Genomic DNA, 12814 nt, shown 5'->3' with positions numbered 1-12814 from the left:
CCATGCAGCAATCAATTGGCAAAGAAAAATTTGAAGGATCCATGGTGCTGCTGTGGATTGATGGGGCTGTTTTCGTTGCGCCAGTAGCGCATACAGCCTTGCAAGTGTTTGTGCCAATGCTGGGCGCATTCCAAGGCCGCACTGATGGAGACCGCACACCCACCGTCCTGCGCCTGGGCGAAGAAAACGCAAAGGCGGCCAATGCTCTGGCCGCGCAGATCAACAACGCAGCACTGAAGAAAACAACGAAGGGGCAAAGCAAATGACAAAAGCACGCGACCAGCTGAGCCACACCGTATCCCGCGATGCCTGGCTGAAAAAGCAAGAAGCCGAGCGCATCAGCTACGCAGGCAAAGTGCCGCCCCGCCAGACCAACTGGCAAACGGCAGGCAACTACAAGTGCCCCGAGCTGCACCACCGCAGCCGTGGCCAGGCCGCACGGCCGGTGACTTTGAACGCGAGGGGGTGAGCAATGAAAAAAACCATGCATGTCGTTTCTGTCAGCTCCGGTAAAGACAGCACTGCACTTTTGGAGCTGGCCATGCGCCGCCGTCCGCCTGCTGCTGAGCGTCGGCTACACCTGGGCCAACGGCGCTTGGCAACAGCCGCCGCCGCGCATGCTCACCCTGACCGTCAAGCAATGCGATATCGACAAGATCAAACGCGCGTTTGCAAAGGAGCCCTGCGCCGGCGTGCGTTTGCACCAGATTGCCGAGCCAGGCCAATCGAATGGAGGGTGCAAGCCATGAGCGAAGAAGCCGCAAAAGCAATCGGCAGCGGCCTGGCCTGGCTGGGTTTCTGGCTGGCCGTGGCCGCCTATTTCTACAGCATGGTGGCCCTGGCCACAGCGGGGTGCAAGCCACGACAGCAATCCACAGCAGAGCATTGAAGCGCGGAATTTTCCGCAAGGCGTCACCCGTTGAAAGGCTGATGCGACGCGCCAGGATGGACAGCGATGTGGTGCAGCTGGGGCTGTTTTGCATGCTGGCAGACCACGGCGCCGAAGAACCCGAGCTGCTGGCCAGCCTGGCCTATCTGATCGGCATGGGCGCCGAGATTGCGCGCGCGATTCCCGTGGCTGGCCAGAACCGACCCGGCTTGCACCAGGCGCTGATAGCCGTGGTGGACATGACGATGGACGGCCACCGCTGGGACTCCAGCTGGGCCGCACAACTGGGCACGGCCGCAGAAATCAGCATTGACCTGTTCTGTAGCTACAACCAGCTGGGCCGCCACTTCGAGCCAGGCGCCCGCCAGCTGTCGCAGGAAGTCAAAGCCGGCACGGTAAAAGCCGACGCCATTGCCCCGCTAAATTTCCCGAGCGGGAAAGATTCAACAAAAACAGCCGCAGTAACGGCAGAAATTTCCTGATCGGGAAATTTCACCATCGCGCAGGAGGAAAGAACAATGGGTATTTACAAGCTGAGCAAAGAAGAAGTGCTGGCCGAAATGGATGTGGCCGAAATGACGCTGCGCAACCTGATTGAGAAGCACGGTTTCCCGCACCCGCGCAAGGCGGGGCCGCAAAAGCTGTTCTGGCTGGTGAGCGAGGTGATTACCTGGCTGGAGAGCTGCCCTAAGGCTTGGGGCGGGGATGCGGGGGAGGGTGGAGAGCCTACAAAATGAGCTGAGCAGGGGCTGCATAGTCGGCCCACTCTTGCAGGATCATTGCCCGTTTGTCCAACATGTCGCCGCGTCTATACGCGGCTTCTGTTTTTGTGTCGATCGCATGAGCCAGGCATAGTTCGATCGCATCGCGCGCATGGTGCGTGCACTCGCCGGCCCAGTCGCGGAAGGTGGAGCGGAAGCCATGCGGCACGGCGCCAGTGTGGTGGCGCCGCATGAGCAGGGTCAACGCCATATCCGACAGCATGCCCCCACGGTTGGAGATAAAAACATAGTCATCGAGCTGGCCTGGCTTTTGCGCCTGCAGCAGGGCCATGGCCTGGGTGGAAAGCGGCACGCGGTGAGGCCGTTTACTTTTCATTCGCTCGGCGGGTACAACCCAGACGCCCAGCTGCATATCCACTTCGCCCCAGCGCATGCCGCGCACCTCGCCAGAACGGCTGGTGGTCAGTATCAGAAATTGCAGCGCGCGGGCGCTTTCGCCCTTGATGGCCGGCAGGCGTTGGTAGAAGGCAGGCAGCTCGACATAGGGCACAGCCGGGTGGTGCTTGACCGGGGCCAGCTTGTCGGGGTTGGCCAGAATGTGTTGCAGTTGGCCACGCCAGCGCGCAGGGTTTGGGCCAGTGCGGTGGCCAAAGGCGGTTGACCAATCCAGAATTTGTTCGATGCGACCGCGCAGGCGCACAGCGGTTTCGGTTTTTGTTTTCCAGATCGGCGCAAGTACGCGCAAAACGTGGTGCTGTTCAATCTCGCCCACGTTGAGCTGCCCCAGGATCGGGAATGCGTAGGTTTCCAGCGTGTTGCGCCACTGCTGAACGTGCTTGACGTTGCGCCAGGTGCTTTCGTGCTCTTTGATAAAAGTCTCTGCCGCCGTGGCAAACGGCATTTGTTTGGCAGCGGCCTGGCGCGCTGCCTCACGCTCGGCCGCGCGGGCCTGCAGCGGATCGGCGCCACTGTCACGCACACCAAGCGCAGCGCGCGCAGCCTCGCGCGCTGCGGCCAGGCTGACAGCCGGATAACTGCCGAGGCCCATACGGCGCCGGCTGCCATGGTGGACATACCGATAGACCCACACGCGCGAACCGCCGATGATCTGCAGATACAGCCCAGACACGCCACCAACAGCGTGCACGCCTTCTTCCCGCAAGCGTGAGACTTCCAAGGCAGTTTTTTCTAGGATGCGTTTGGGCATGGCATGAATCTATGGGCCAACAAATGGGCCATAAAAATTTAGATTGAGGTGTTTACGGGGTTTGTGTGAGTGCTGTATATAACTACAGTAAACGCAGCGTAACACAGCGTCAAATATAGGTCAAACGCCAGAGAATGGGCAAGAAAAAAGCACCCTGTATGGGGTGCTTTCGTTGACCTGGCGGAAGCGGTGAGATTCGAACTCACGGATGGCTTACACCATCGCCGGTTTTCAAGACCGGTGCATTCAACCACTCTGCCACGCTTCCTTGGGGTGCGCTGCGGAGTGGTCGCAGCGCGAGGCAGCTGGCATTGTATGCGAATTCGGTGTGCTTGCTGGCGCTGTACTCAACGGCGCGTGGGCTCGGGCTCGTCCTTGAGGCGGCTGTGGGCCAGGGCGCCGGCTGCTTCCAGGATGGGATAGGCCACCGAGCACAACAGCGAGTTGATGCGTTTGAGGTCGCTGATCAGGTCGATATGCAGCGAGCTGGTTTCAATGCTGGGTACCGAGTTGTGCGACAGGCGCTCCAGGTGCGATGCGGAGTAGGCCAGCTCCAGGTCGCGGAAGCGGGCTTTTTCTTCGAGCAGCTTTTGCGCGTCGCGCACATTGCCAGACAGGAAGACGCTCATGGCCAGGCGCAGGTTGTCCAGCAGGTGGGCGTGCAGCTCGTTGATTTCTTCCATGCCGGCTTTGCTGAACTGGCGTCGCTTTTTGATTTTCTTGTTTTCCACATCGGTGAGCACGCGCTCGATGATGTCGCCGATCTGCTCCATGTTGATGGTGAAGTTGATCACTTCGGTCCAGCGCTGGCTCTCGCGCTCGTCCAGTTCGGCGCGCGAGATCTTGGTCATGTAGTACTTGATGGCCGAGTACAGCTCGTCCACCGTGTCGTCGAGTTTGCGCAGGTCTTGCGAGAGTTGCTGGTTGTCGGTTTGCACCACGTTGTGCAGACCGATGAGCATGGATTCAACCACGTCGGCCTGGTGCAGTGCCTCACGCGCGGCGCAAGAAATGGCCAGCGAGGGCGTGGAGAGCGCCGACGGGTCGAGGTGGCGCGGGCGTTGCGGTGCGTGGCTGGCGTCTTCCTTGGGCAGCAGCTTGCGCATCCAGTCGCCGATGATGCCGGTGAACCAGATGAAGCCCAGCGTGTTGAGTACGTTGAAGGCCAGGTGGAAGAGTACGGCCGATTGGCCGGCACCTTGGATGTAGGGCACCACATACGTCATCCACAAGCCGGTGAAGGGCGCAACGATGGCGATGCCGAGAATTTTGAAGATCAGGTTGCCGACGGTGACCTGGCGCACTTCGATTGACGATTTGGCGGTTTGCAGCACGGCCAGCACGCCGCTGCCCAGGTTGGCGCCCAGCACCAGGCCCAGTGCCATGTCACCGCTGATGGCGCCGGAGCTGGCCATGGCCGCGATCAGCAGCACGATAGCCAGGCTGGAGTACGCGATGATGGCCAGGATGGCGCCCAGCAGCAATTCCATGAAGAAGTCGCTTTTCACGCTGATGAGCAGCGTGCGCACGGCTTCAGAAGCCAGCAGTGGTTCAGTGGCTTCCACAATCAGGCGCAGGGCCAGCAGCATCAGCCCCAGGCCAATGAATACGCGGCCTACGCGGCCGGGCGTGGAGTCTTGTTTGGAGATGAACAGCACCACGCCCAGAAAGATGAGCAGCGGCGACAACCAGGACAAATCGGTGGAGAAGAGCACGGCCATCAGCGCAGTGCCTACGTCGGCCCCGCGCATCACCGCCAGTGCGGCGGTCAGCGGGATCAGGCCCTGGCCTACGAAGGAGGCCGTCATCAGCGAGGTGGCGGTGCTCGATTGCACGAGCGCAGTGACGCCTATGCCCGAGAGCATGGCGGTGAATCGGTTGCTCATACTGCGCGCGAGCAGGTTGCGGAGGTTGGCGCCAAAGACGCGCAGCACCCCTGTGCGCACCATATGAGACCCCCAAACCAGCAGCGCAATGGCTGCGAGAAGATTGAGCAGGTGTTTCATAAGGCGAACCGGTCACTATACCCCTGATAGCACTGCAGCGTGATGGGGCTTGATCTATGACGCATATTTTGCTGCGTTATTGACCATTGGTGACGATGCGCTGTCGCGCGTAGGCAAAAAAACACCGCCGTCGCTGAGCGAGGGCGGTGGTCTTGCGGCTGCCATCCGTTGCTGTTAAAGCGCGGCTGGCTGTGCCTCAGGCTTGCTCGCCGCGCTTCATGCGCAGCAACTCGTCCAGAATCAGCAGGATGGCGCCGATGGTGATGGCGGTGTCGGCCAGGTTGAAGGCCGGGAAGTGGCTGCCCGCCCAGTGGAAATCGAGCATGTCCACCACGTAGCCGTGGCGCAGGCGGTCCACCACGTTGCCGATGGCGCCGCCCAGAATGCAGCTGATGGACAGGCAGAACAGGGTTTTATGGCTGTGTTTGTAGAGCTGCCAGGTGATGACCAGGGCCACGACCACGCCAATGCCGGTGAAGAACCAGCGCTGCCAGCCGCCTGCGCTGGCCAGGAAGGAGAAGGCTGCGCCTGGGTTGTGCGCACGCACGATGTTGAAAAAGCCGGTGATCGTGGTGTATTCGCCGAGCTGGTAGTGGGCCAGGATCCATTCCTTGGTCCACTGGTCCAGCCAGAACAGCACGGCGGCGAGCACCAGCCACAGTACAAAGGCAGGCTTGCTCGTCTTCTGTTGGTTGCTCATGCTTGCTTTCAACGCTAGTCAATCGGATGGCAGCCGGCGCCAGTGGGTACCAAGCTGGGGCACATGGCTGTGCCCCAAGCTCAGGCCCGCCCGCGTTGGCGGCTCATGGCCTGGTCAGGCCTTGGTTCGCACTTCGCCGGCGCCGTGCAAGTTGCTGTCGCAGCGGCCGCAGAGCGTGGGGTGGGCGGGGTTCACGCCCACATCGGCGCGGTAGTGCCAGCAGCGCTCGCACTTGGCGTTTTCCGAAGGCGTGACGCTCACTGCCAGCTCGTCGCCAGCCACCACACTGGCGGCCGAGGTGATGAGCACAAACTTCAGATCATCGGCCAGCGTTTGCAGCAGGGCCAGGTCTTCGGGTTGCGCTGTCAGCGTGACTTCGGCCTGCAGCGATGGGCCAACCTTGCCTTCCACTCGCACATTCTCGATGTCCTTGTTGACCAGGTCACGGATCTCGCGGATACGGTTCCACTTGGCCAGCAGGGCTTCGTCGCCGGCAGGCAGTTCGATGAACTTTTCCAGGAAGATGGTGTCGCTGTCGCCAAAAATCTTCCATGCTTCTTCGGCAGTGAAGGACAGGAAAGGCGCCATCCAACGCAGCAGTGCGTGCGTGATCTGGTGCAGCGCGGTCTGGGCCGAGCGGCGGGCCAGGCTCTTGGCACCGGTGGTGTAGAGACGGTCCTTCAACACGTCGAGGTAGAAGCCACCCAGGAACTCGGAGCAGAACAGCTGGATCTTGGCCACCACGGGGTGGAATTCATAGACCTGGTAGTGGCCGATGATTTCCGCCTGCAATTGGTGCGCGCGTGCCAGGGCGTACTGGTCGATTTCCAGCATGTCCTGGAAGGGCACGCTTTCGCTGGCGGCATCAAAGTCGCTGGTGTTGGCCAGCAGGAATTTGAGCGTGTTGCGGATGCGGCGGTAGCCGTCAACCACGCGGGCCAGGATCTTGTCGTCAATACCCAGGTCGCCCGAGTAATCGGTTGAGGCCACCCACAGGCGGATGATTTCCGCGCCCATTTTGTTGGACACGTCTTGCGGCGCCACGGTGTTACCCAACGATTTGGACATTTTCTTGCCCTGGCCGTCCACCGTGAAGCCGTGCGTCAGCAGGCCCTTGTAGGGCGCGCGGCCAAAGATGGCGCTGGCCAGCAGCAGCGAGCTGTGGAACCAGCCGCGGTGCTGGTCGTGGCCTTCCAGGTACAGATCGGCTTCGGGGCCCTGGTCGTGGTGCATGTAGTTGTGCGTGCCGCGCATCACGTGCCAGAAGGTGGAGCCGGAGTCGAACCAGACTTCCAGAATGTCAGTGCTCTTGGTATAGAGCTTGGCTTCTTCGGCGCCCAGAATGTCTTCGGCCGTCACGCGGCTCCAGGCCTCGATGCCGCCGGTCTCGACCATGTCGGCCGCCTGGTCGATGATCTCCATGGTGCGCGGGTGCAGCGCGCCGGTGTCCACATGCAGGAAGAAGGGGATGGGCACGCCCCAGCTGCGCTGGCGCGAGATGCACCAGTCGGGCCGGCCGGCGATCATGTCGCGCAGGCGGGTTTTGCCGTTTTCCGGGTAGAAGCTGGTGTGCTCGATGGCTTCGAGCGCGATTTGGCGCAGGGTTTTCTCCGGCTTCTGGGCCGGGTCGGTGAAAACGCCTTCGCCTTCGTCCATGCGGATGAACCACTGGGCGGCTGCGCGGTAGATCACCGGCGTTTTGTGGCGCCAGCAATGCGGGTAGCTGTGGCTGATGGTGGTGGTGTCCAGCAGACGGCCGGCCACCTTGAGCGCGTCGAGGATGACGGGCACGGCCTTCCAGATGTGCTGGCCGCCGAACAGCGGCATATCGGCGGCGTACACGCCATTGCCTTGCACGGGGTTGAGGATGTTCTTGTACTCCATGCCATTGGCAATGCAGGAGTTGAAGTCGTCCACACCGTAGGCGGGCGCCGAGTGCACGATACCGGTACCGTCCTCGGCGGTGGCGTATTCGGCCAGGTAGACGGGAGAGATGCGGTCAAAACCCTTGTCCACATGGGCCAGCGGGTGCTTGAAGGGCATGTGGTCGAGCTTGTCGCCCTTGGCGGTGGCGAGGACCTTGCCTTCGATTTTCCAGCGGGCCAGGCATTTTTCGACCAGGGCCGAGGCCACGATCAGCAGGCCGCGCTCGGTGTCGACGAGGCTGTATTCCAGATCGGGGTTGACGTTGAGCGCCTGGTTGGCGGGGATGGTCCAGGCGGTGGTCGTCCAGATGACGATGAAGGCCTCTTTGTCGAGCTGGGGCAGGCCAAAGGCGGCGGCCAGCTTGGCTGCATCAGCAGCGGGGAACATCACGTCCAGCGTCTGCGATTGCTTGTCCTGGTATTCGATTTCGAACTCGGCCAGCGACGAGGCGCAGTCAAAGCACCAGTACACGGGCTTCAGGCCACGGTAGACAAAACCGCGCTCCATCACCTTTTTCAAGGCGCGCAGCTCCAACGCCTCGTTGGCGTAGTTCATGGTTTTGTAAGGGTGGTCCCAGTCGCCGAGCACGCCCAGGCGCTTGAAGTCGACCATTTGCTGCGCGATCTGCTCGGTGGCGAAGGCGCGGCTCTTGGCCTGCATTTCGTCGCGTGGCAGGTTGCGGCCGTAGAGCTTTTCGATGGCGTTCTCGATCGGCAGACCGTGGCAATCCCAGCCGGGCACGTAGAGCGCGTCGTAGCCTTCGAGCTGGCGGCTCTTGGTGATCATGTCCTTCAAGATCTTGTTCACTGCGTGGCCGATGTGGATCTTGCCGTTGGCGTAAGGAGGGCCGTCGTGCAGGATGAACATGGGCGCGCCACGGCGGGCGTCGCGCAGCTTTTTGTAGGTACCTTGGTCTTCCCACTCTTGCACCCAGCCCGGCTCGCGCTTGGGCAGATCGCCGCGCATCGGGAAAGGGGTGTCGGGCATGTTCAAGGTGGCGCGGTACGCAGAAGCCTTTTCAGCGGAAGACGATTTGTCGGACATAAAAACCTTCAAAGCAAAACACAGTCCTGATCCGGGGCAGATCAACAAGGCCGGTCAGGAGAAAAATGGTTGGCGCAGAAGTGGGCAAGGCGGCGCGAGGGCGCCTGAAACGCAGGACTTCTGCGCAGCGAGGCGCAGCAGGCACAGCGTCAAATTCGGTCGCGCGTGGTTTGGCGACGGGTTTCGGCGTGGGTCGGGGTGCTGAAGTAGGCACGGGCATCCGCGCAGTCCTTGGCGATACCGGCGGTGAGGGCATCGAGACTGTCGTATTTGAGCTCGTCGTGCAGTTTGTGTAGCAGTTCCACGCGGATGATTTTACCGTAAGCCCCGTCACCACCCAGTTCGGCGGGCCATTGCAGGCAATGGGTCTCCAGCAGCACGCGGCCGCCGTTGACGTCGTTCGGGTCGATCGAGGGGCGAATGCCCAGGTTGGCCACGCCTGGCAGCGGCTGCGCTGCCAAGCCATGCACCAGCACCACAAAAATGCCGCTGGCAGCGGGCTTCCAGTGGTCAAAGCGCAGGTTCAGGGTGCGAAAACCATCGCCTGCGCCGCTACGGCTTTCGGCCAACTGGCGGCCCAGTTTGCGGCCATGCACCACATGGCCCGAGATGGCGTACGGGTAGCCCAGCAATTTGGCGGCGCCCGCCATATCGCCTTGCGCCAGCGCTTGGCGCACCGCGGTGCTGGAGACGCGCAGGCCGTCGGATTCGTAGCTGTTCATGCGTGCCACGTCAAAGCCTTGCTGGCGGCCAGCCTCGACCAGCATGTTGTAGTCGCCCGCGCGCTTGTGGCCAAAGCGGAAATCATCGCCCACCAGCAAATAGCCTGTGCCCAGGCCAGCCAGCAGAACATCGTCGATAAACGCTTGCGGCGCCTGGCTGGCCAGCGCGGCGTTGAAGGGCAGAACAATCGTTTGCTCGATGCCGCACTGCGCGAGCTGGTCGAGCTTGTCGCGCAGTGTGGAGATACGTGCCGGCGCCAGATCGGGCTGGTTCAGCACCTGGGCAAAATAGTCGCGCGGATGCGGCTCGAATGTCAGCGCACAACTGGCCAGGCCGCGGCGTTGCGCCTCGCTGCGCAGCAAGGCCAGCATGGCCTGGTGGCCGCGGTGCACACCGTCGAAATTGCCAATGGTGACAGCGCAATGGCGCAGCGCCTCAGGGTGGGCGAGTCCTCGGAAAATCTTCATCGTTGCTTTAGTTTTTATAGCGGCTGGCGCGCTTTGGCGGCGCGCCGATGTCCAATTTCACCAGAAAAGTGTATATTGGTCATTATGGCTTGGAGCCCGGCGGCTGTGCTTGGCATGCATGGCAGCACCAGTGTTTTTGCCGGTGTAAGGGCTTCTTTCGGTATTTTTGAGCAATTCCAATGAGCAGGAGGCCCATTGTGAAGGTGTTGAAGTTATCGGCAAGCGGCGTGCCGCAGTCCTGGATCTCGCTCCAGGAGGCGGTGACGCACTACGCAGCAGGCGATGTGCGCTGGGAGGCGGGCGCGCATGTGGCGTGCTTTCGGGGTGGCCACAATGCCGTCACCGGCCTGCAGTCGCGCATTGAAGTGGCCAGCATCATTGGCACACGCGGCAAGCCCAGCATTGACCCGTTTGCCATGCGCATGGCGCTCACCAACAGCAAATTGTTTCGCCGCGACTGCCAGATCTGCGCCTACTGCGGCGAGTGGTTCGACGAAGACCTGCTGACCCGCGAGCATGTGGTGCCGGTATCGCAAAAAGGCCCGGATACCTGGATGAACGTGGTCACTGCTTGCGCATCGTGCAACCACCGCAAGGCCGGTCGCACGCCCGAACAAGCGCATATGCCCTTGTTGTATGCGCCCTATACGCCCAGCCTGTGGGAAGACTTTATTTTGCGCAACCGCCGCATCATGGCCGATCAGATGGAGTTTTTGCTGGCCCACGTGCCCAAGAGTTCGCGCCTGGCGGCCTGATTTCTCAGTCCGCTAACAAAAAAAGGCCTTGCACTGCTGCAAGGCCTTTTACTGGGGCGTGTTCAGTTTCAAGCCTTGGGCTTGAACGCGGTCACCAAGAAGCCATCCACGGGCTGGCCCATTTCCATGCGCAAGTCCACATCCTTGGTCTCGACACGGTCAAAACCCGCCGCCTTGGCCAGGCGCACCGTGCTGCTGAGCGTGTGCGTGTAGCGACCAAAAGGCTGGAGCTGGCTGTCCGGGCCGGTCACATCGCCGTGTTCGCAAGAGAAGATCAGCACGCCGCCGGGTTGCAGTACGCGGTAAGCATCGGCCAGGGTTTGCTGCAGATCGCCGACGTAGATCAGTACATCCAGTGCCGTGATCGCTTCAAAGGTTTCGGCAGGCGTGGCGGCCAAGGCTTCGAGCAGGTTGACCTGGTGGAACTTGTAGTAAACCTTGTGCTTGGCTGCCTCGGCCAGCATGTTCGAGGACATGTCCACGCCCAGGATATAGCCGTCGATCGGGCCCAGGCAGGCGCCCAGCAAGCCGGTGCCGCAACCGAGATCGAGCAGGTTGAAGCGGCGGTCGGGGTAGAGCGCCAACAATTGGTCGGCTACCTGTTTGGGCAGGTAGTAGCGCAGATTGCGCACCATGTGGGCGTCATAGACAGACGCCATCTCGTCGAACATGTGGGTGGTCAGCTCGACGGGCACCTGGTTGGGCACTTGGCCCTGGGCCAGTTGGTGGTAGTACTGGTAGATTTTGTCGTCGGCCTTGAGTTCGAGCAATGCTGTAGTGTCGGGCAGGGCATCGGCCATGGTGCCGCGCTCTTGCAGCATTTGCACGCGGGCAATGCGGGCCAGGTGGTCGTCGGGTTTTTCGTTGATCAAGGGCTCCAGAATCGCCAGCGCTTCGTCGTACTTGTGGACGCTGCCCAGGTCCACCGCCAGATAGCGGCGCAGGGTGCGGTCTTCGGGGGCCAGCTTGAGTGCATTTTGCAGGTGGCGAATGGCCATGTCGGTATTGCCGACGCGGTGCGCGATATCGACCATGCCCGCAATGACATGCGCATTGTCAGGCTCCAGAGCGATGGCCTTTTCTGCCGTTTCTTGGGCTTCCTGGCGGCGGTTATGGCGGGCAAAGAGTAAGGCTTGCTCCAGCAGCCCTGGAGTCCAGCCTGGAGCCAGGGTGACGCAGCGTTGCATGGCATCAAGCGCACCTTCGAGGTTGCCCGATTTTTCTGCCATCAGCGAAGCCAGCATGAACAGACGCGCATCGCGCGGGGCGCGGCGGCGGGCGTCGTTCAAGGTCTGCGCGGCACCGGTGAGGTTGCCCACGGCGATCTGGTGGCGGGCGGTGTCAAGGTATTTGCGGATGGGGTCGACAGGTGCTTTGGCGCTCATGAAGTGAATCCGGGGATGGCCTGCGGGCGAGGCTGTGGAAATCAGTAAAGCCTTTGATTATCCGCCATTTGGCTGGCGCCTGTGTTGGCGGGCGGGCAAGCGCCGGCAAAGGCCTTGGCTGGCTGCGATAATGCCGCCTCCATGAAAAACATTGTCATCCTGATCTCGGGCGGCGGCTCCAATATGGCGGCCATTGTGCGCAGTGCGCAGCAAGAGCGCTGGCGCGAACGCCTGGGGGCACAAGTGGTGGCCGTGCTCAGCAACAAAGCCAGCGCTGGCGGCCTGGCATTTGCCCGCGAGCAAGGCATTGCCACGGCGGTGGTCGACCACCAGGCCTTTGCCAGCCGTGAGGATTTCGATGCCGCCTTGATGCAGCAGATCGACCAGTACCAGCCCAGCCTGGTGGTGTTGGCCGGCTTCATGCGGATTCTGACGCCCGGCTTCGTCAACCACTATGCTGGGCGCCTGGTCAACATCCACCCATCGCTGCTGCCTGCATTTGCCGGTTTGCACACCCACCAGCGCGCTATCGACGCTGGCTGCAAGTTTGCCGGTGCCAGCGTGCACTTGGTGACGCCCGATCTGGATGCGGGCCCGATCGTTGAGCAAGGCCTGGTGCCGGTGTTGCCCGGCGATACGGCGCAAACCCTGGCCGCGCGCGTGCTGGTGCAAGAGCACCAGATCTACCCCAAGGCCGTGCGCGCGCTGCTGCAGCGCATGGACTGAGCTATTCGCCGCTGCTTTGTGGCGAATATGCTGCAAAGCGTGGCAGGCTGCGGCCTTCGATCTGCACGCTCTCGGCAAACATGGCCGCGGGTCGCACCCAGATGCCAAACTCCCCATACAAAGCCTGGTAAACCACCAGCCACTCGCGGGTTTCGCTGTGGCGAGCCAGGTGCAGCACCTGGTAGAGCTGGCCTTTGTAGTGGCGGTACAAGCCGGGTGAAATTGCGGGCGCGGCAGGGGGAATCTGTTCCATCATCTGAAAAA

At 61.6% G+C, this 12814-nt stretch carries 14 protein-coding genes and 1 tRNA gene; 7 read left to right on the top strand and 8 right to left on the bottom strand.

What is annotated here, in order from left to right; all coding sequences use genetic code 11:
* Nucleotides 1-2 precede the first annotated feature (2 nt).
* From ACFIQF_RS11475 to ACFIQF_RS11455, 5 genes are read left to right on the top strand one after another with little or no spacing between them, the layout of a single operon-like run.
* Complete coding sequence (locus tag ACFIQF_RS11475; RefSeq protein WP_393942912.1) at nucleotides 3-266, top strand: hypothetical protein; 264 nt, start codon at nucleotides 3-5, stop codon at nucleotides 264-266.
* Nucleotides 263-469, top strand: a complete 207-nt coding sequence (locus tag ACFIQF_RS11470) for a hypothetical protein (protein ID WP_393942911.1) — start codon at nucleotides 263-265, stop codon at nucleotides 467-469. Before ACFIQF_RS11475 ends, ACFIQF_RS11470 begins: the two co-directional genes overlap by 4 nt.
* Before the next feature lie 3 nt (nucleotides 470-472).
* Nucleotides 473-889, top strand: coding sequence for a hypothetical protein (locus ACFIQF_RS11465; RefSeq protein ID WP_393942910.1), 417 nt, complete (start codon nucleotides 473-475; stop codon nucleotides 887-889).
* A gap of 41 nt (nucleotides 890-930) precedes the next feature.
* Nucleotides 931-1371, top strand: coding sequence for a hypothetical protein (locus tag ACFIQF_RS11460; protein ID WP_393942909.1), 441 nt, complete (start codon nucleotides 931-933; stop codon nucleotides 1369-1371).
* 36 nt (nucleotides 1372-1407) lie between these two features.
* A complete protein-coding gene (locus tag ACFIQF_RS11455; protein WP_393942907.1) occupies nucleotides 1408-1626 on the top strand; it encodes a helix-turn-helix transcriptional regulator in 219 nt (72 codons plus the stop codon).
* On the opposite strand, the gene ACFIQF_RS11450 is transcribed toward ACFIQF_RS11455, so the two are convergent.
* The 6 genes from ACFIQF_RS11450 to ACFIQF_RS11425 all read right to left on the bottom strand — a co-directional run bounded on the left by ACFIQF_RS11450 (nucleotide 1616) and on the right by ACFIQF_RS11425 (nucleotide 9684).
* Nucleotides 1616-2818: a tyrosine-type recombinase/integrase gene (locus ACFIQF_RS11450; protein WP_393942905.1), complete on the bottom strand. Its 1203-nt coding sequence runs from the start codon at nucleotides 2816-2818 to the stop codon at nucleotides 1616-1618. The genes ACFIQF_RS11455 and ACFIQF_RS11450 overlap by 11 nt on opposite strands.
* A 178-nt stretch (nucleotides 2819-2996) precedes the next feature.
* Nucleotides 2997-3086, bottom strand: a tRNA-Ser gene (locus ACFIQF_RS11445).
* Nucleotides 3087-3165: 79 nt separating this feature from the next.
* Complete coding sequence (locus tag ACFIQF_RS11440; RefSeq protein WP_393942904.1) at nucleotides 3166-4824, bottom strand: Na/Pi cotransporter family protein; 1659 nt, start codon at nucleotides 4822-4824, stop codon at nucleotides 3166-3168.
* Nucleotides 4825-5020: 196 nt separating this feature from the next.
* Nucleotides 5021-5524 carry a signal peptidase II gene (gene lspA / locus ACFIQF_RS11435; RefSeq protein ID WP_393942903.1) on the bottom strand — a complete coding sequence of 168 codons (504 nt, stop codon included), beginning with the start codon at nucleotides 5522-5524 and terminating at the stop codon, nucleotides 5021-5023.
* A gap of 114 nt (nucleotides 5525-5638) precedes the next feature.
* A complete protein-coding gene (gene ileS, locus ACFIQF_RS11430) occupies nucleotides 5639-8494 on the bottom strand; it encodes an isoleucine--tRNA ligase (protein WP_393942901.1) in 2856 nt (951 codons plus the stop codon).
* A 149-nt stretch (nucleotides 8495-8643) separates the two neighbouring features.
* The gene (locus ACFIQF_RS11425) at nucleotides 8644-9684 is read right to left on the bottom strand and encodes a bifunctional riboflavin kinase/FAD synthetase (RefSeq protein WP_393942900.1); all 1041 of its coding nucleotides are present in this window, start codon (nucleotides 9682-9684) and stop codon (nucleotides 8644-8646) included.
* Between the two features lie 197 nt (nucleotides 9685-9881).
* Here ACFIQF_RS11425 and ACFIQF_RS11420 point away from each other — a divergent pair, with 197 nt between their 5' ends.
* Entirely contained in the window at nucleotides 9882-10439 is a 558-nt protein-coding gene (locus tag ACFIQF_RS11420) for an HNH endonuclease (protein WP_393942898.1), read from the top strand.
* A gap of 68 nt (nucleotides 10440-10507) precedes the next feature.
* On the opposite strand, the gene ACFIQF_RS11415 is transcribed toward ACFIQF_RS11420, so the two are convergent.
* A complete protein-coding gene (locus tag ACFIQF_RS11415) occupies nucleotides 10508-11824 on the bottom strand; it encodes a methyltransferase (protein WP_393942896.1) in 1317 nt (438 codons plus the stop codon).
* Nucleotides 11825-11965: 141 nt separating this feature from the next.
* Here ACFIQF_RS11415 and purN point away from each other — a divergent pair, with 141 nt between their 5' ends.
* Nucleotides 11966-12550, top strand: coding sequence for a phosphoribosylglycinamide formyltransferase (purN, locus tag ACFIQF_RS11410; RefSeq protein ID WP_393942894.1), 585 nt, complete (start codon nucleotides 11966-11968; stop codon nucleotides 12548-12550).
* Nucleotide 12551: 1 nt separating this feature from the next.
* Here purN and ACFIQF_RS11405 read toward each other — a convergent pair whose 3' ends face one another.
* Nucleotides 12552-12806 (bottom strand): DUF1653 domain-containing protein, encoded by a 255-nt coding sequence (locus tag ACFIQF_RS11405; RefSeq protein ID WP_393942892.1) that lies wholly within the window; start codon nucleotides 12804-12806, stop codon nucleotides 12552-12554.
* Nucleotides 12807-12814 lie beyond the last annotated feature (8 nt).

It is taken from the genome of Comamonas trifloxystrobinivorans, assembly GCF_043359985.1.
Lineage (GTDB): Bacteria > Pseudomonadota > Gammaproteobacteria > Burkholderiales > Burkholderiaceae_C > Comamonas > Comamonas trifloxystrobinivorans.
This window is presented reverse-complemented; position numbering and strand designations above follow the sequence as displayed.

Bases quoted from the DNA above. Each gene is read 5' to 3' on its own strand.
- ACFIQF_RS11440 (WP_393942904.1), bottom strand. From the start codon at position 4,824: ATGAAACACCTGCTCAATCTTCTCGCAGCCATTGCGCTGCTGGTTTGG.
- ACFIQF_RS11470 (WP_393942911.1), top strand. From the start codon at position 263: ATGACAAAAGCACGCGACCAGCTGAGCCACACCGTATCCCGCGATGCC.
- ACFIQF_RS11405 (WP_393942892.1), bottom strand. From the start codon at position 12,806: ATGATGGAACAGATTCCCCCTGCCGCGCCCGCAATTTCACCCGGCTTG.
- ACFIQF_RS11425 (WP_393942900.1), bottom strand. From the start codon at position 9,684: ATGAAGATTTTCCGAGGACTCGCCCACCCTGAGGCGCTGCGCCATTGC.
- ACFIQF_RS11415 (WP_393942896.1), bottom strand. From the start codon at position 11,824: ATGAGCGCCAAAGCACCTGTCGACCCCATCCGCAAATACCTTGACACC.
- ACFIQF_RS11450 (WP_393942905.1), bottom strand. From the start codon at position 2,818: ATGCCCAAACGCATCCTAGAAAAAACTGCCTTGGAAGTCTCACGCTTG.
- purN (WP_393942894.1), top strand. From the start codon at position 11,966: ATGAAAAACATTGTCATCCTGATCTCGGGCGGCGGCTCCAATATGGCG.
- lspA (WP_393942903.1), bottom strand. From the start codon at position 5,524: ATGAGCAACCAACAGAAGACGAGCAAGCCTGCCTTTGTACTGTGGCTG.
- ACFIQF_RS11465 (WP_393942910.1), top strand. From the start codon at position 473: ATGAAAAAAACCATGCATGTCGTTTCTGTCAGCTCCGGTAAAGACAGC.
- ileS (WP_393942901.1), bottom strand. From the start codon at position 8,494: ATGTCCGACAAATCGTCTTCCGCTGAAAAGGCTTCTGCGTACCGCGCC.
- ACFIQF_RS11460 (WP_393942909.1), top strand. From the start codon at position 931: ATGCGACGCGCCAGGATGGACAGCGATGTGGTGCAGCTGGGGCTGTTT.
- ACFIQF_RS11455 (WP_393942907.1), top strand. From the start codon at position 1,408: ATGGGTATTTACAAGCTGAGCAAAGAAGAAGTGCTGGCCGAAATGGAT.
- ACFIQF_RS11475 (WP_393942912.1), top strand. From the start codon at position 3: ATGCAGCAATCAATTGGCAAAGAAAAATTTGAAGGATCCATGGTGCTG.